Raw genomic sequence first — 17759 nt, forward strand, 5'->3', positions numbered from 1 at the left:
GGTCATTCGTCCTTCGAAGCGGCGAAGCGTCCCGAGAACGCGTCGGCGGTGATGTGCATGGTGACGTCGGCTTTGTAGGTGCCTTCTTCGAGGGTGACCGAACCGGGTTGGGCGTCGGCGAAGCCCGGCAGGGTGGCGAGGCCGTTGAGCCAGTCGGGCACCGACGGCAGCGTCGGGCTGGTCGCCTGGAAGGTGAGGGTGGCGACGCGGGACCCCTGGAGCGGAGCCGTCGGCTGGGCGTACTGCACGAGCGGCGAGGCCTGGTCGAGCGAGACGCCGACGATGGTGACGCCCACGGGCAGGGTGGCCTGCACCTTCTCGAGGTAGGCCGGCCAATCGATGTCCGTGCTTCCGCCGACGGTCTGGGCCGCGGCGGCCAGGCTCACCTGCGCCTGCGTCGAGCGGACGTCGGCGAAGGCGCCCTGTTCCATCAGCAGGGTCTGCGTCTCACCCTGGGCGACCATGAGGTCGTCCTCGGCGTTCATCCGCTCGAGGAACGCCGCACCCGATCCGATCCCGACCACGACGGCGACCACGACGACGCCGGCCCAGACCCGACGGGTCAGGGCGGCGGCGCGACGCTCCGCGCGGACCTCGGGAGGCAGCAGGTCGACGCGGGGCGCGCCTCCCACGGTGATGCCGGTGTCTTTGCCACGGGTTCTCATGCTGCGCTCCCCAGGGCCAGGCCGAGGGCCACGGTCAGGTCGGTCGACCGCGACCGCAGGGCGGCCTCGTCGAGGTTCTTCGCGAAGCCCACCGTCGCGAACGGGTCGGCGAGGGCAACCGGCAGGCGGGTGACCTCGCTGAGCGCCTCGGGCAGGCCCGGCAGGGCCGCTCCCCCGCCGGCGATCATGATGCCCGCGACGGTCTCGGTCGGGCGGGTGTTGACGTAGTACTGGATCGTGTTGCGCAGGCTGCCGAGCAGCTCGTTGACGGACTCGAAGATGGCGGACGACGCGGCCTGCTCGTCGGGCGTCGTGACGGTGGTGGCGAGGCCACGGCCGAACTTGATGCCCTCGGCGACCTGGGTCGAGACCTCGAGCTTCGTCGCGACGGCCTGCGTGACGTCGTCGCCTCCCGAGGGGATGATGCGGACGAACTGCGGGACCCCGTCGGCGATCATGATCACCGAGGTCGTGCTGTGACCGATCTCGACGAGTGCGACCGTGCCCGCGATGCGCGGGCGGGTGACGAGGAGGCGCGTGTTCGAGAACGGGATCAGGTCGACCCCCAGCGTGGTCAGGCCGGCGAGCTTGCTCGCCTGGACGTTGCCGAGGACGGCGTCCTTGACCGCCGCGATCAGCAGCCCGTGGACGACGGGACCGTTCTCGCCGAGCCCCTCGGCGTACGGGTAGAAGTCGAGCAGGGCGTCGGCGACCGGGACGGGCAGCATGTCCTGCACCTGGAACGGCAGCATCTCGCGGATGCGCTTGTGAGACGCCTTGGGCACGGTCATGTCGCGCGCGAGCACCCGCTGGTTGCCCATGCCCAGCACGACGCGCTTGCTCTTGAAGCCCCCGGCCGACCACAGCTGCTTGAGCGTGCCGGCCATGGTCTGCGACTCGATCACCTCTCCGCGGCTCGCCGCACCGTCGGGCAGGGACACCTCGCTGAACCGGACGATGGTCGGCTTGGCCTTGTCGACGTCGGCGACCTCGACCGCCCGCACGAAGCGGCTGCCGATGTCGACGCCCACGATGTTCTTGCCCATCAGTTCTGCTCTCTGTCAGCTCGCCCGGTCATGCCAGGCCGAGGAGGGTGAGGTACGCCGTGGCGACGGTGCCGCCGGCGAAGACGCCGACCCAGGCGCCCGCGAGCATCCAGGGGCCGAAGGGGATGCCACCGGTGCGTTCGACGCGTCGGGTGACCAGGAGGACGACGGCGAACAGGCCGCCGAGCAGGAACGCCGCGAAGGCGCCCACGGCGAACTCGCCCCAGCCGAGCCAGGCGAGGTACAGGCCGAGCACGCCGGCGAGCTTGACGTCGCCGAAGCCCATGCCACCCGGGTACGACAGGGCGGCGATCAGGTAGAAGGCGAAGAGGGAGGCCAGGCCGATGGCGGCGCGGACGAGCGCCGGCCAGTCCCCCACGAGGATGCTCGACGCCGCGAGGAGGACGCCCCCGACCGTGTAGGACGGCAGGACGATCGCGTCCGGTAGCCGGTGGTGTTCGAGGTCGATGACGGCGAGCGCGACGCTGACGCCGGCCAGCCAGAGGAAGGCGACGAGGGACAGGAGGCGCGCCACGAGCGGCAGCGCCTCGGTCGGCACGCCGACGAGCGGCCACAGGCGGGCGGCGACGAGCACGAAGAACAGGCCGGTGGCCAGCTCGACGATCGGGTACCGGGCCGAGATGGACGTGCGGCAGTCACGGCACTTCCCGCCGAGGGCGAGCCAGCTGACCACGGGGACGTTGTCGCGTCGACGGATCGGCGTGCTGCAGCCCGGGCAGGCGCTCGCGGGTCGCGCGACCGAGATGCCCGCGGGTACGCGGTACACGACGACGTTGAGGAACGATCCGATGGCGAGGCCGAGCGCCGCGGTGAGCGACAGGGGGAAGACGAGGGCGATCACTTGATCTCGACCCCCGCGGCGGTGAAGGCGGTCTTGCTCTCGACGAGCTGGCTGATGCCGTAGCTGGTCGACACCGGCGACAGGAACTTCGGCGGGGCCATGAACTCCATGCGGGTGTCGTACTTGTAGGCCTTCGTGTAGCCCGTGACGATGGCACCGCCCGACGTCGTCGCGACCGGCCCGCGGAACTTCTGGGCGATGGCCCCGTTGATGATCAACTTGCCCTTGGGGTAACCGTTGTCGAGGTTGTAGTTCTGCACGGTGAAGGTGTGCGCGACCGACAGGATGGCAGCGCTGACGGTGCGGTCGGTCTTGCTGCGGTCGAGCAGGGTGGAGGTCGTCACGTCGCGGGTCTGGGTGCAGGTGTAGACGAAGAAGCCGTTGCGGCAGGTGGCGTTGTAGGTCTCGGTCGTGGTCGTCGTCTTGACCGGGTTGTGCACGAAGACGGCGTTCTGCCCGACGAGACCGAGCATGTCTGCTGCCTGGTCGACGTAGGTGAGGTTGCCCGTGATGTACACGTAGTTCGCCGCGGCGACCGTGACGTTGCCCTTGAGCGCACCCTTGACGAAGACGTCACCCTTGGTGCAGCCGTACGAGATCGTGTCGCCCGAGGTCACCGGAGGCGTCTCGCCGACGACCGGGAATCCGACGCCGTTGCCCGGGGTCGTCCCATCGGCACCGGTGCACGAGAAGCTCGTGGGTGCCTTCTTCGGGAAGTTCGGGTCGGAAGTCAACGAGGGGACGTCCTGGACGAAGATCAGGTTGTTGGCGATCACGGGCATGGTCTGGCCGCCCGGGCTGCCGAGCGTGCCTCCTGAGCTGCTGAAGCCCGGCGTGCCGCAGCCGGACGCGACGGAACCACCCGTGGCGGGCTCGCCGCTGACGTTGGTCGCCACGGTGTACGGCGAGTAGACGCTCATCGTTCCGCCCGAGTTGAACGTGATGGTCGTCGGACCGGTGAAGAGGCAGCCCGGGCGGGGCACGGTCGAGCTCGTGAGGTCGGACCGCACTTCTTGGCGCAGGCTCTGGTTGGTCGCGGGCATGTCGACGCGCTTGGCGAAGAGAGGGTAGTTCGGGTTGACGAACTTGGGTGTGCCACAGCCCGACGGGGTGCTGTACCGGGGACTGTCGGGATTGGCGCTCGTCACCGCTCCGTTGAAGGTGGCGCCGCAGATCAGCAGGGTGTCGTTGCTGTGGAGGGGGCCGTCGATGACGTCGGCCGAACCGAACTGCAGGGTCGTGCAGGCGGGACGGTCGGTGACCGCCCACTCGTAGGCCGGGGTGCACGAGGTGTTCGACAGCTGAGGGTCGAACAGCTCGTAGTCGGTGAAGTACAGGAAGTCGATGAAGCCCTTCTGCTTCAGGCCGGCCACGACGGTACGCGTCGTCGTGCCCACCTTGCCCGTGGCGCGGAGGCGCAGGATGCCGGACTTCGAGTAGGCCGAGTTGTCGACCTCGTACCGGTACGACGACGTGGGGCTGCCCGCCACGGGCATCCAGGTGCCCGCCGCACCCACGCCGAAGGCCGGGTTGCCGGCCGCGCCCGTGAAGGTGCTCGTCTTGCTGAACTCGGTTCCCTTGACGCCGTACTGCGGGTACGTGTTGTCGTTGGCGAGTTTGCTCTGGTAGTCCTCGACGCCGGCGTAGGCGGCGGCGATCGCGGCGTTGAAGTCGGAGTCCGTACGTGAGGCACGGGTGCCGCTGACCGCGACGGACACCATGGTTGCGCTGAGGATTAGAAGGACGGCCCCCAGCCCAATCACCGTGATGAGTGCGACGCCTCGCTCGCCGTCCTGGCGAGCGCGGGCCCAGCGGCGACCGAGCCGGGCGTGCAGCAGCGTGATCATCTCGACTCCTACGACGTCAGGTTGGGCAGGCCGACCGTGTTGGTCAGGACGGTGGACTTCGACAGATCGGCGGAGGAGCCGACCTGCAGCGAGACCTGCACGGCCGAGATGCCCCGGACCAGGCCGATCGGCACGGCTCCCGCGGTCAGCGGGATCGTCGAGCCCCCCGAGTCGACGTAGCGGAACAGCGCGGGTGCACCCTGCGCCGTGCCCACGACGGGCGAGGCGATCGTACGGACCGAGCTCGGGGTGGTCTGGAACCCCCAGTAGCCGCCGCCGAGGTCGTACGACGCCCAGGTGGTCTCGACGAGCTTGCCGTCGACGACCTTGAACTCGACGGTCACGGGCTTCTCCTCGGACGATGCGAGGTTGACGTAGGCGTAGATCTTGAGGCTCTGGTCGGTCGCCGTGACGAACGCGGCGTCGGCGATGTTCGAGGTCGAGACCGGGTTGTTCGTCGCGGCCCGGACGGTGCGGGTGATCTCGGTCATGCCGACCGTGGCCGTACGGGTGGCGGCGTCGATCGTGCGGCTCGAGGCCGAGGCGCGGTAGGCACTGACCGCGAAGCCCCCGGTGAGGGCGATCAGGACGGCGAAGAGCGCCATGGCGACGAGCATCTCGGCGAGCGAGATGCCCCGTTCGGGCTGGTCGACGAGCCGGCGCAGGCGGCGGGCGAGGGCGATGGTCATCAGCCGGCCGGTCGGGGGTCGAGGGTGGCCGCACCGGTCGACTTGTCGATCGTGCCGCGGGTGCGGATCGCGTCGGCGTCGAGGGTGACCGGGCTCTGCGCCGTCACGAGGCCGAGGAGGTCGAGCACGACGACGGAGAACTTCCAGGTGCCGAACGGCAGCGCCACGTCTTTCTGGCCACTGACGGTGAAGGTGTAGGCCTTGTTCGTGTTGCAGCCCGGGTCACCGTTGGCCTTGGTGCCGACCGAGGTGGCGACGACCGTGGCCGTGCCGTTCATCTTCGGCAGGCGCACGACTCCCATCGGGACGTCGACCGTGGCGGTGCCACCGGGTGGCGCGGCGACTGCGGTGAGCGGCTGGCCGGCACCGTTTCCGGGGGTCGCGGCCCAGGCAGACGGGTCGACGTCGACGCACGGCGTGTTCGTGACGACACCCTTGTCGTCCTTGATCGGGGCGACGTAGCCCCCGGCCATGACGGTGTAGGCCACGGGGAAGAGGGTCGCGGGGTTCGCGGCGGACTTGACCGTCTGGACCCCGCCGAGGGTGCTGACGAACGTGGTCTCGAGGTCGGTCGGCAGCAGGACGCTGCTGCTGTAGTTCGAAGCGTACTTGAGCGTGTACGTGGCGGCCGTGTCGTAGGTGAAGCTGACCGACGACGAGGTGCCGGCCTTGACGACGACGGGCGTGGTCTTCGGGGCGGCGACCTGCTTGATGTCGAGGTTGCCCGACTCGACGACGCCGACGGAGTAGTTGCCCGGCTTCACCTTGAGCGCGTACGTGCAGCCCTGGGCGTTCGTGACGGCCGGGGTCGTGGGCGCCGAGGCGCCGTTCGGCACGGCCGCCGGTGCGATGGCGACGGCGACGCCCGGGTTGCCGGTGCCGCCGGCGCCGGTGACCTTGACGACGATCGTGCCGAGGGCCGGGTCGTTGATGCGATCGCTCGGGGCGAGCACGGTCTCGGTCGTCACGGGTGCGGTGATCGACCGTTGGCCGGAGTAGCTGACGCTGATGCTGACGGCTTTGTACTGCAGGGTTCCGGTACCGGTGCCGCAGTCGGTGACGGTCGAGGTCGAGTCGACCCAGCGCACCCTCTGCGACAGACGGAAGTCGATGCCCGAGACCGTGTTGTCGATCTGCTTGTCGTCGACGGTGAAGACGTTCTGGGTGGCCCGCACCAGGTCGATCTGCTGCGCGGCGAGGTTGGTGGCGATCGCCCGCGCCCGCGACTCGCGGGTCAGGACGAGCGCGTTGGTGATCGAGTAGGCGACCCCGACCGAGATGATCGCGAAGACCATCATGGCGACCATCACCTCGACGAGGGTCAGGCCCGCGTCGCGGTCGACGTCGTCGGACGGACGGAGGCGCTGGCTGAGCTTCTGGAACATGGTGGTCACCTCCCGGTCGGGTCAGGGGCGGAGCAACAGGCCGGGCCTGTCATGGATGGAGGGGGATGGGTGGCGGGCGGAAGTGCCCACCACCCATCGACTATCAAGCGGGGCAGCTGCCCTTTTCGACACCGGTCGAGGCAGTGACCCGGAAGTTGTCGCCACCCGTGCGGTTGCCCTGGATGCAGAAGGTCGTGTCGGTGATCTTCTTGTAAGAGAGGGTGTTTCCCGTCCCGACGGTGGCGCCCGCCGCGCTGTAGGCGTCGGCCGTAAAGTTCACGTCCGCGGTGGCGGGGAGTGTTCCGTTGTTCGTCTGAATGCTGATGATCGCGGTCTTCGCGTTCGTGAGGTCGTTCTTGACCGACGAGTCCTTGGCGTTGTTCTGCACGCCGAGGTACACCGGGATGGCGATCGCGGCGAGGATGCCGATGATGATGACGACGACGAGGAGCTCGATCAGGGTGAAGCCCTTGTCCTTGTCTTCGGTGAGGTTCTGGCGGCGGGCGCTGAGCTTGCCCATGAGGGTGAAGTACATGTCGCTGGTCCTGTTCGATCGGGTGCGGGAGTGATGCCCGGTGAGGGGGTGAGGCGGTCACTGAGCTCCCGCCGAGATCGATGGTGCCACCTGGGAAAGTGCCCCAGAATCCCTTGGAAGGGGGGTTTTGGCCTGCGACACGGCCCCAGTTCGGGTATCCCCCAAAAGGCCGGAAATCGCTGGTCAGCACCCGTTTGCGGGGTAGACCGCACGGTCGCCGGACGTCCGGGACGAGAAGGAGGCGCGAGCCGGCCTCGTGAGCCGGCCCGCGCCTCCTGCGGGGGTGCCTGGTGCGTTACTTGATCAGCGAGGTGATCTGGAAGATGGGCAGGTACAGCGCCACGATCATGCCGCCGACGACGACGCCGAGGAAGGCGATCAGGAGGGGCTCGATCAGGGCCGTCAGCGACTCGGTCGTCGACTTCACCTCTTGGTCGTAGAAGTCCGCGACCTTCTCGAGCATCGTCTGCAGCGAACCCGAGTCCTCGCCGACCGAGATCATCTGCGTGACCATCGACGGGAAGACGCCCGACTCGGTCAGCGGGCCGGCGATGGACTCGCCCTGCCGCACCGACTCGGCCACCTTGACCAGCGCCTCCTCGAGCACGTAGTTGCCCGACACCTCGCCCACGATGCGCAGAGCCGTGAGGATGGGCACGCCGGCGCCGATCATGTTCGAGAAGTTGCGGCTGAACCGCGCGATCGCGATCTTCCGGAACAGTGCACCGAAGACGGGCAGCTTCAGCTTCAGCGGGTCGAGGAACGCCCGCACCTTGACCGAGTTCTTGTTCGTCCGCCACCAGATCGAGAACGCGATCCCCACGACGATGCCGGCCGGCACGACGTACGGCATCGCCCGCGACGCGTAGACGAGCATCATCGTCGGCAACGGCAGCTGACCGCCGAGGTTGGTGAACATGTCCTGGAAGATCGGGACGATGAACAGCAGCATGATGACGACCGCGACGAGCGACATGACGAGCACGACGACGGGGTAGGTCATGGCCGACTTGATCGTCGACCGCAGCGCCACCTCCTTCTCGAAGTTCTCGGCCGTCGACTCGAGCGCCTTGTCGAGGAACCCGCCGGTCTCGCCCGCCTTGATCATGTTGATCATCAGCGGAGGGAAGTCCTTGTCGTGCTTGCCGACCGCGTCGGAGAACGAGACGCCGGTCTCGACGTCGTCGCGCACCTCGGCCATGATCTTGGCCAGCCGCTTGTTGTCGACCTGGTCGGCGAGGATCGTCAGGGTGCGCAGCAGCGACAGCCCCGAACCGATCATGGTCGCCATCTGGCGCGACATGACCGCGATGTCCTTCATCTTGACCGCACGGTCGCCGAGCCCGGGGATCGACACCTCGCGCTGCAGGCCGGTGCCGGCACCCGCCTCGCTGATCGAGATCGGCTGCACGCCCATCGTGCGGAGGCGGGTGATGACCGCGCCCTCGCTCGACGCGTCGACCTTGCCCTTGACGACCTTGCCGGCCCCGTCACGCCCCTTGTAGGCGTAGGCGACTGCCCCGGCCATCAGGCGGCCCCGCCCGAGAACGAGTCGCCGAAGTCGATGCCACTGTCGAGCCCCTGGCTCTCGGACTTGTTGATCACTCGCGTCACGAGGCGGTCGAACCCTTCACGGTCGTGCACCTTCTCCATCGCGGCCTTGTGCGTCACGACGCCGGTGTTCACCAGGTCGGCGAGCTTCTGGTCCATCGTGTGCATGCCGAGGTCGCGGCCCGCCTGCATCGACGACGCGATCTGGTACGTCTTGCCCTCGCGCACGAGGTTGCCGATGGCCGGGGTCATCATCATGATCTCGGTCGCCACGACCCGGCCGCGGCCGCTGGCCTTGGGCAGCAGCGTCTGGCAGACGACGCCCTGCAGCGTCGAGGCGAGCTGGGTGCGCACCTGGTCCTGCTGGTACGGCGGGAACACGTCGATGACGCGGTCGATGGTCTGCGCCGCGCTCTGCGTGTGCAGCGTCGCGAAGACGAGGTGGCCGGTCTCGGCGGCGGTCAGCGCGACCGAGATGGTCTCGAGGTCGCGGAGCTCGCCGATGAGGATGACGTCGGGGTCCTGCCGCAGCACGTGCTTGAGCGCCGCCGCGAAGCTGTGGGTGTCGTGCCCGACCTCTCGCTGGTTCACGAGCGACTTCTTGTGCTGGTGCATGAACTCGATCGGGTCCTCGACCGTCACGATGTGGTCGGCCCGCGTGCGGTTGACGAGGTCGATCAGCGCCGCGAGGGTCGTCGACTTGCCCGAACCCGTGGGGCCCGTGACGAGCACGAGACCGCGCGGGAGCTTGGCGAAGGTCGACACCGACTCGGGCACGCCCAGGTCGCCGAGCTGCTTGATCTCGGTGGGGATCAACCGGAAGGCCGCCCCCAACGAGCCGCGCTGCTGGTAGAAGTTCACGCGGAAACGCGACTCGTCCGAGAGCGAGTAGGCGAAGTCGAGCTCGAGCTCCTCGTCGAAGCGCTGCTGCTGCTCGGGCGTGAGCAGGCTCTCCAGCGCCGTGCGGACGATGGCCGCGTCCCAGACGGTGCCTCCGGAGAGGGCGGGTCGGAGGTCGCCGTCGACGCGGATCGTGGGCATGGCGTCGGTGGTGACGTGCAGGTCGGAGGCGTTCTGCAGCACGACCTGGATCAGCGCCGAGACGAGCCCGGCGTGCGCGTGGTCGCGCGGGTGGCGGTGCAACTCGATGCCGTGGAAGTCGGCCGCGTCCTCGGCCGTCGCGAGGACGGCGGTCGGCGCGTCGGCGGCGACGTGCTGCGGAGCCGGCGCGTCCCAGGGGGCCGTCGCGGTCGGGCCGGCCGAGGCGCCGGCAGGGCTCGGCAGGACGACGCCCTCGGCGGCGAACGGCGAGGACGACGCGAGCGACGCCGACGTGGCCGTCGTGCCGGCCGGGGCTCCGACCGCGGCCGGGTTCGCGACGGCGGGGGCGGGGGCGGAGAGGTCCGTCGCGGAACCGGCCCGCGCCTCCTGCAGGGGGGACGCCTGAGCCCGGGAGGCGCGGATCGGCTCCTCGAAGCGCGGGTCGACCCAGCCGGGTCGCGGCGTCGACGGGAGCACGTGGCCGGCGGGGGGCGGGCTGAGCGGTGCCGGGGCGGCTGCCGCGGGCGACGTGACCACGGAGGAGGGCGCGGAGACCGACGACGGGGCCACGGCCGATCGGGGCAGGACGGGCGAGGGGCCGGTGTCGGGGACGAGCAGGGCCTCCTGGTCGGCCAGCGCGGCCTTGTCGACCAGCGCCTCGGCCAGCCGCGCGGCGCGACGGCTCGAGGGGGCACGCGTGGGCGTCCAGCCCATGACCGGGTCCTGGCCTCCGTCGAGGCTGTAGACGGGGCCCGTCGCGGCACCACCGGGCGACGCGGGAGCGGACGGGAACGGCGACGCGTCGGCCGGAGCCGTCGACGACGCGGTCGCGGAGCCGGTCGCGGTCGCGGTGGCGGTGGCGGACCGGACCTCGTTGCCCGGACGGCCCGGCGTCCACCCCGCGAGGGCGGCGTCCTCGGCGGCTGCGTCGTCGGGGATGTCGTAGATCGAAGCGCTCATGAGAGGGGCTCCTCGTGGTCGGTCCGGGCTCGGCCGGAGGCGGGCGTCACGCGACGACCCGCAGGATCTCTTCGACGCTGGTGAGGCCGAGCTTGGCCTTCTCCCATCCGTCCTGACGCAGGCTCAACATGCCCTGCTCGCGGGCGACCCGGCCGATCTCGGCGCTGGACGCGCGGCTCACCGCGAGCCGCTCGATGTCCTCGGAGACGCTCATCACCTCGTGCAGCGCGATGCGGCCGCGGTAGCCCGTGTTCGAGCACTGCTGGCAGCCCACCGGCTGGTACACCGTGGGGTTCTCGTCGGGCTCGACCCGGAACTTCAGGTGCGCCAGCTGCAACGGGGAGTAGGCCGTGGGCGTCTTGCACCTGTCGCAGAGCCGGCGCGCGAGGCGCTGGGCGACGACGCAGTCGATGGCCGACCCGACGAGGAAGGGCTCGATGCCCATCTCGGTGAGTCGGGTGATCGCGCTCGGGGCGTCGTTCGTGTGCAACGTGCTCAACACGAGGTGGCCGGTCAGCGACGCCTCGATCGCGATCTGCGCCGTCTCGTGGTCACGGATCTCGCCGAGCAGGACGACGTCGGGGTCGGACCGCAGGATGCTGCGGAGCGCACTCGCGAAGGTCAGGCCCGCCTTGGGGTTGACCTGCACCTGGTTGATGCCCTTCATCCGGTACTCGACCGGGTCCTCGACCGTGATGACGTTGATCTCGGGACGGGCGACGGCGTTCAGCGTCGTGTACAGCGTCGTCGACTTGCCGGAACCCGTGGGGCCGGTGACGAGGATCATGCCGTAGGGCTTCGAGTACGACTCGGCGTAGACGTCGAAGTTGCGCTCGAGCAGGTTGAGGTCGCGCAGGCTCATCGAGGTGTTCGAGTTGTCGAGGATGCGCATCACGACCTTCTCGCCCCAGACGGTCGGCAGGGTCGCCACCCGCAGGTCGATCTGCCGGCCGCCGTGGCGGACCGACATGCGGCCGTCCTGCGGCTTGCGGCGCTCGGCGATGTCGATCTCGCTCATGATCTTGAGGCGCGAGATCACGCCGTTCTGGATCGCCTTGGGCGCCGGCTGCATCTCGTGCAGCACGCCGTCGATGCGGTACCGGATGCGCACGTCGGTCTCGGACGGCTCGATGTGGATGTCGGAGGCGTGGTCGGTGATCGCCTGGCTGACGAGCAGGTTGACGAACCGGACGATCGGCACGTCGTCGTCGGGGCCGTCCGTGATGTCGGCCGCCGTCTCGTGTGCCCTCTCCTCTTCGAGGGTCGACGTCAGGTCGTTCAGCTCGTCGTCGGCACGCAGGTACCGGTCGATGGCGGCGCGCAGGTCGTTCTTCTCGGCGACGACGGGGTCGACGCCCATGCGCAGGCCGGCACGGACGTCGTCGATCGCGAAGACGTCGCCCGGGTCCTCCATGGCGAGGATCAACGCACCGTCGCGCACGCCGATCGGCAGGACCTTGTGCCGTCGGCACACGGCCGCGGGCACCATCGTCACGGCCGAGCGGTCGACCGGGTAGTCGATAAGCTCGACGAAGTCGAGGTCGGCGGCGGTGGCCCGGGCCCTCGCCACCTGCATCTCGGTGACGACGCCTCGCGAGAGGAGGTCGCGGATGGACGCCTCTTCCTCGGCAGGGCCGCGCGGGATCACGTCGAGCTGCTCGATCGGCAACAGCCCGTGCAAGATCAGGATCTCGGTCATGGAAGCCACGCGTACCTCCTCGGAAGTACAGGGCCTCGGGGGTAGGACGACGAGGCCGTTCGACGCTCGGGGTCGGGTCCGAGCTTGCCTCACGCTACGGCGGCGACGCCGTCGGCGGCACGTCCCAGAGCGGGTGCCCCTCGAAGGGGTGCGCCGGTCGCCCCCCGGTCTGACTCAGTAGGCGCGGACCACCGTGGCGGAGCGCCTCGCGGCGACGAACCCGGCCCGGTCGTAGAGCCCCAGGGCACCCGTCGGGCTCACGGAGTCGACGTCGAGCACGGTGACCTCGAGCCCCTCGGCGACGTGCGCCTCCAGCGTCGACGCGAGCAAGGACTGCGCGAGGTGTCGTCCCCGCCAGGAGCGCCGGACGCCGACGTACTCGACGTAGGCGCACCGCCGCCCCAGGGCCGCCCAGTCCTCGGGATCGACGTCGCTCAGCACGAACGCGACGACCTGCTCGGCGGCCTCGGGGTCGTCGAGGGGACGGGCGACGGCCAGCAGCGAGAGGTCCTGCCGGAACGTGCCGGCACCGACCATCCGACCCCACCGCTCCTCGCTCGTCGGCTGGCTGCCCCAGTGGTCACGGAAAGCGTCGTTGCGGGCCTGGCGCGTCGCCTCGACCCACTCGTCGGTCATCGTGACCAGGCGGACGGCCGGGTCGAGCGCGACGCGCTCGATCGGTTCCGTCAGGTCGCGCCGCAGCTCGGTCCACCACCGCGACTCGTCGAACCCCGCCCGACGGAACGCCGCCCGCGTGGCGAGGGCGTCCTCCTCGACGTCGGTCACGAGACCGGCCGGCAGCACCTCGTCACAGGTGGCCAGGTGCTGCTCGCCCCGGACCCGTTGCCAGTCCAGGAGGCGGCGACCGAGACCCTCGCCGCGTCGGCCGGGGTCGACGCCGCCGGGGACCCCCACCCGCACGAGGCTGACCCGCGTCGGGCCGAGGTGGCTGAGGCCCCAGGCGACGAAGCGGCCGTCGGCGTCCACCCCGACGATGCTGTCCCGCACGAGGTCGATGCCGGGCGACGTGAGGTCGTCGCGCACGACCTCGAGCGCATGGCCGCGGTCGGGGTGGTCGACCGACCCGATGCGGGCACAGAGCGCGTGCAGGGGCACGAGGTCGTCGAGGGTGAGCGGTCGCCAGGTGACACCGGCGACGGGCTCCGGTGACGCCACGACGTCGGGTGCCGTCACCCGCTCGCGGACGGGGCGGTCGGCCGTGCCGATGCGGACCCCCTCGGCGGCCTCGCCTCGGGCGACGACGACCGGGGGCGCCGTGGCCGGTGCTCCGACGGCGGTGGCGGCCGTGGCGGCGGCAGCAGTGGCGGCGACGCCGGTCGTCAGGGTGGCGGTCTCGGCGGGCTGGTCGTCAGGCATCCCTCCATCCTGCCGGGTCGGCTCCCGACGTCGCCTCAGCCCGGCGGGGGAACCTCCCGCTCGCGTCACCGCCCCGACCGGGAGGGGACGACGAAGGGCCCCGGTCCGCACGGAGTGCGAGCCGGGGCCCTTCGAGGTGAGGCCCTCAGGAGGCGCGGTGGGGGTCAGACCCTCACCGCGCCTCCTGACGGGGTTCTCAGTTGTAGGTGCCGGGGGTGAAGTCGTCCGACGAGAAGGAGTCGAAGTCCACGAAGCTCAGGTCGGCTTCGTTGAACGACGCGTCGTCGGTGAAGACGCGGTTGGGGTACCGCTCCGCCTTCGCTTCTTCCGTCGCCTCGACCGACACGTCGCGGTAACGCGACAGGCCGGTGCCCGCGGGGATGAGCTTTCCGATGATGACGTTCTCCTTCAGACCGACCAGCGGGTCGCTCTTGCCTTCCATGGCGGCCTGCGTCAGGACGCGGGTCGTCTCCTGGAAGGACGCGGCGGACAGCCACGACTCGGTCGCCAGCGAGGCCTTCGTGATGCCCATGACCTCTTGACGAGCGGACGCGGTCCGCTTGCCCTCGGTCAGTGCCGCACGGTTGATCTCGTTGTACTTCGACCGGTCGACGAGCTCACCGGGCAGCAGGTCGGTGTCGGCGTGGTCGACGACGGTGACCTTGCGGAGCATCTGACGGACGATGACCTCGATGTGCTTGTCGTGGATCGGCACACCCTGCGAGCGGTAGACGTCCTGGACGCCACCCACGAGGTGCTGCTGCACCGCACGGACGCCCTTGACGCGCAGGACCTCTTTCGGGTCCACCGCACCGGCGATGATCTGCTCGCCGAGCTCGACGTGCTGACCGTCCTCGACGAGGAGGGTCGAACGCTTGAGCACGGGGTAGATCACTTCTTCGTCGCCGTTGTCGGGCTGCAGGATGACGCGGCGAGCCTTGTCGGTGTCCTCGATCGTGATGCGACCGGCCGAGTCGGCGATCGGGGACGCACCCTTGGGGGTACGCGCCTCGAACAGCTCGGTCACGCGGGGCAGACCCTGCGTGATGTCGTCGGCCGAGGCCGAACCACCGGTGTGGAAGGTACGCATCGTCAGCTGCGTGCCGGGCTCACCGATCGACTGGGCCGCGATGATGCCGACGGCCTCACCGATGTCGACCAGGTTGCCGGTGGCCAGCGAGCGGCCGTAGCACTGGGCGCAGACACCGACGGCGGCCTCACAGGTGAGGACGGAGCGGACCTTGATGGTCTCGACACCGGCCGCCACGAGCTCGTCGATCAGGACGTCTCCGACGTCGGCGCCGGCCTCGGCCAGCACCGTGCCCTTCGCGTCCACCGCGGCAGCCGCGAGCGACCGTGCGAACACGGTGTTCTCGACGGTCGCGTCGCGCACCATGACGCCGTTGGCGTCGGGTGCGGCGATCGGCATCTCGAGGCCACGCGAGGTGCCGCAGTCGTCCTCACGGATGATGACGTCCTGCGACACGTCGACGAGACGACGGGTCAGGTACCCCGAGTCGGCCGTACGGAGGGCCGTGTCGGCCAGACCCTTGCGGGCACCGTGCGTCGCGATGAAGTACTCGGCCACCGACAGACCCTCGCGGTACGAGGAGATGATCGGGCGCGGGATGATGTCACCCTTCGGGTTGTTCACCAGGCCTCGCATGCCGGCGATGTTGCGCACCTGCAGCCAGTTACCACGAGCACCCGACGTCACCATGCGGTTGATGGTGTTGTCGATCGGGAAGTTCGCGCGCATCTCGGCGGCGACCTCGTTCGTGGCCTCCGTCCAGATCTTGATCAGGTCGGCGCGACGCTCGGCGTCCGAGATCAAGCCCTTGTCGAACTCGGACTGCACGGCGGCGGCCTGCTTCTCGTAACCCGCGACGATCTCGGGCTTGCGCGGAGGCGTGAGCACGTCGGACAGCGCGACGGTGACACCCGAACGCGAGGCCCAGTAGAAGCCCGCGTCCTTGATGTTGTCGAGTGCCGCCGCGACGGCGACCTTCGGGTAGCGCTCGGCGAGGTCGTTGACGATCGTCGAGAGCATGCCCTTGTCGGTCACCTGCTGGACGAACGGGTAGTCCGCCGGCAGGTTCTCGTTGAAGAGCGCGCGACCGAGGGTCGTCTCGAGCAGGATGTCCTGCCCGACCTCGTAGCCCTCGGGAGCCTCGCCCTCGGCGAAGTGCACGCCGTTCATGCGGATCTTGACCATCGCGTTGAGGTCGAGCGTGCCCTGGTCCTTCGCGAGGATCGCCTCGGCGACCGACGAGAAGGCACGGCCTTCACCCTCGGCACCCTCGGTGACCGTCGTGAGGTAGTGCAGACCGATGATCATGTCCTGTGCGGGCAGGGTCACCGGACGGCCGTCGGACGGCTTCAGGATGTTGTTCGACGCGAGCATCAGGATGCGCGCCTCGGCCTGGGCCTCGACGGACAGCGGCAGGTGCACGGCCATCTGGTCACCGTCGAAGTCGGCGTTGAACGCCGCGCAGACGAGCGGGTGCAGCTGGATGGCCTTGCCCTCGACCAGCTGGGGCTCGAACGCCTGGATGCCGAGACGGTGCAGCGTGGGCGCACGGTTCAGCAGCACGGGGCGCTCGCGGATGATCTCTTCGAGGACGTCCCAGACCTGCGGGCGCGAACGCTCGACCATGCGCTTGGCCGACTTGATGTTCTGAGCGTGGCTCAGGTCGATCAGGCGCTTGATGACGAACGGCTTGAACAGCTCGAGGGCCATCTGCTTGGGCAGACCGCACTGGTGCAGCTTCAGCGTCGGGCCGACGATGATGACCGAACGACCCGAGTAGTCGACGCGCTTGCCGAGCAGGTTCTGGCGGAAGCGACCCTGCTTTCCCTTGAGCATGTCGCTCAGGGACTTCAGGGCGCGGTTGCCGGTACCCGTGACGGGACGACCGCGACGACCGTTGTCGAACAGGGCGTCGACGGCCTCTTGCAGCATGCGCTTCTCGTTGTTCACGATGATCTCGGGAGCACCGAGGTCGAGCAGGCGACGGAGGCGGTTGTTGCGGTTGATCACGCGACGGTAGAGGTCGTTCAGGTCGCTGGTCGCGAAACGGCCACCGTCCAGCTGCACCATCGGGCGCAGCTCGGGCGGGATGACCGGGACGACGTCGAGGACCATGGCGGCCGGCGAGTTGCCGGTGGCCAGGAACGAGCTCACGACGCGCAGGCGCTTGATGGCGCGGATCTTCTTCTGACCCTTGCCCTCGGAGATCTGCAGGTGGAGGTTCTCGGCCTCGGTGGTGAGGTCGAAGCCCTCGAGGCGCTTCTTGATCGCCTCGGCGCCCATGTGGGCCTCGAAGTAGATGCCGAAGCGGTCCTGCAGCTCGTGGAAGACGGCGTCCTCGGGCTTGAGGTCGCCGACCTTGAGGTTGCGGAAGTCCTCCCAGACGCGCTCGAGGCGGTTGATGTCCTCGTCGAACGACTTGCGCGTCTGCGACATCTCTTTCTCGGCGCCGTCCTTCGCACGACGCTTCTGGTCGCTCTTCGCGCCTTCTTCCTCGAGGACGGCCAGGTCGTCCTCGAGCTTCTGGAGGCGGTCGGCGATGCGCGTGTCGCGCTGCGACTCGAGCTGCTTGATCTCGAGGCGGAGCTCGTTCTCGAGCCCGGGCATGTCGGCGTGACGGCCCTCTTCGTCGATCGAGATGACCATGTAGGCCGCGAAGTAGATGACCTTCTCGAGGTCCTTCGGGGCCATGTCGAGCAGGTAGCCCAAGCGCGAGGGGACGCCCTTGAAGTACCAGATGTGCGTGACGGGAGCGGCGAGCTCGATGTGGCCCATGCGCTCACGACGCACGGACGACTTCGTGACCTCGACGCCGCAGCGCTCGCAGACGATGCCCTTGAAGCGGACGCGCTTGTACTTGCCGCACGCGCATTCCCAGTCACGCGACGGCCCGAAGATCTGCTCTCCGAAGAGGCCGTCCTTCTCGGGCTTCAGCGTGCGGTAGTTGATGGTCTCCGGCTTCTTGACCTCACCGTGCGACCAGGCGCGGATGTTCTCGGCAGTGGCGAGGCCGATCCGCAGCTCATCGAAAGTTGTTGCTTCGATCAAAATTTAATCCCTTGTCAGATGTAT

At 69.2% G+C, this 17759-nt stretch carries 12 protein-coding genes; all 12 read right to left on the reverse strand.

What is annotated here, in order from left to right; genetic code table 11:
* Nucleotides 1-2: 2 nt before the first annotated feature.
* The 12 genes from EDF21_RS10515 to EDF21_RS10570 all read right to left on the reverse strand — a co-directional run bounded on the left by EDF21_RS10515 (nt 3) and on the right by EDF21_RS10570 (nt 17735).
* Nucleotides 3-665 carry a hypothetical protein gene (locus EDF21_RS10515; protein ID WP_123571292.1) on the reverse strand — a complete coding sequence of 221 codons (663 nt, stop codon included), beginning with the start codon at nt 663-665 and terminating at the stop codon, nt 3-5.
* Complete coding sequence (gene pilM, locus EDF21_RS10520) at nt 662-1711, reverse strand: type IV pilus assembly protein PilM (RefSeq protein WP_123571293.1); 1050 nt, start codon at nt 1709-1711, stop codon at nt 662-664. Before pilM ends, EDF21_RS10515 begins: the two co-directional genes overlap by 4 nt.
* A gap of 28 nt (nt 1712-1739) precedes the next feature.
* The gene (locus EDF21_RS10525; RefSeq protein WP_123571294.1) at nt 1740-2573 is read right to left on the reverse strand and encodes an A24 family peptidase; all 834 of its coding nucleotides are present in this window, start codon (nt 2571-2573) and stop codon (nt 1740-1742) included.
* On the reverse strand, nt 2570-4420 hold the full coding sequence (locus EDF21_RS10530) for a hypothetical protein (protein ID WP_123571295.1): 1851 nt from the start codon (nt 4418-4420) through the stop codon (nt 2570-2572). Before EDF21_RS10530 ends, EDF21_RS10525 begins: the two co-directional genes overlap by 4 nt.
* A gap of 8 nt (nt 4421-4428) precedes the next feature.
* On the reverse strand, nt 4429-5109 hold the full coding sequence (locus tag EDF21_RS10535; protein ID WP_123571296.1) for a type II secretion system protein J: 681 nt from the start codon (nt 5107-5109) through the stop codon (nt 4429-4431).
* Entirely contained in the window at nt 5109-6494 is a 1386-nt protein-coding gene (locus EDF21_RS10540) for a prepilin-type N-terminal cleavage/methylation domain-containing protein (RefSeq protein WP_148053686.1), read from the reverse strand. Before EDF21_RS10540 ends, EDF21_RS10535 begins: the two co-directional genes overlap by 1 nt.
* 103 nt (nt 6495-6597) lie before the next feature.
* Nucleotides 6598-7029, reverse strand: a complete 432-nt coding sequence (locus EDF21_RS17235; RefSeq protein ID WP_123571298.1) for a type II secretion system protein — start codon at nt 7027-7029, stop codon at nt 6598-6600.
* 295 nt (nt 7030-7324) lie between these two features.
* On the reverse strand, nt 7325-8557 hold the full coding sequence (locus tag EDF21_RS10550) for a type II secretion system F family protein (protein WP_056043602.1): 1233 nt from the start codon (nt 8555-8557) through the stop codon (nt 7325-7327).
* The gene (locus tag EDF21_RS17190) at nt 8557-10581 is read right to left on the reverse strand and encodes a type IV pilus twitching motility protein PilT (protein WP_304984896.1); all 2025 of its coding nucleotides are present in this window, start codon (nt 10579-10581) and stop codon (nt 8557-8559) included. Before EDF21_RS17190 ends, EDF21_RS10550 begins: the two co-directional genes overlap by 1 nt.
* A gap of 46 nt (nt 10582-10627) precedes the next feature.
* The gene (locus tag EDF21_RS10560) at nt 10628-12289 is read right to left on the reverse strand and encodes a GspE/PulE family protein (RefSeq protein ID WP_056043605.1); all 1662 of its coding nucleotides are present in this window, start codon (nt 12287-12289) and stop codon (nt 10628-10630) included.
* Between the two features lie 165 nt (nt 12290-12454).
* Nucleotides 12455-13657 carry an N-acetyltransferase gene (locus EDF21_RS10565; RefSeq protein ID WP_123571299.1) on the reverse strand — a complete coding sequence of 401 codons (1203 nt, stop codon included), beginning with the start codon at nt 13655-13657 and terminating at the stop codon, nt 12455-12457.
* 196 nt (nt 13658-13853) lie between these two features.
* Nucleotides 13854-17735 (reverse strand): DNA-directed RNA polymerase subunit beta', encoded by a 3882-nt coding sequence (locus EDF21_RS10570; protein WP_056043611.1) that lies wholly within the window; start codon nt 17733-17735, stop codon nt 13854-13856.
* Nucleotides 17736-17759: the final 24 nt, after the last annotated feature.

Source organism: Frigoribacterium sp. PhB118, from assembly GCF_003751725.1.
In the GTDB taxonomy this organism is placed as follows: Bacteria; Actinomycetota; Actinomycetes; order Actinomycetales; family Microbacteriaceae; genus Frigoribacterium.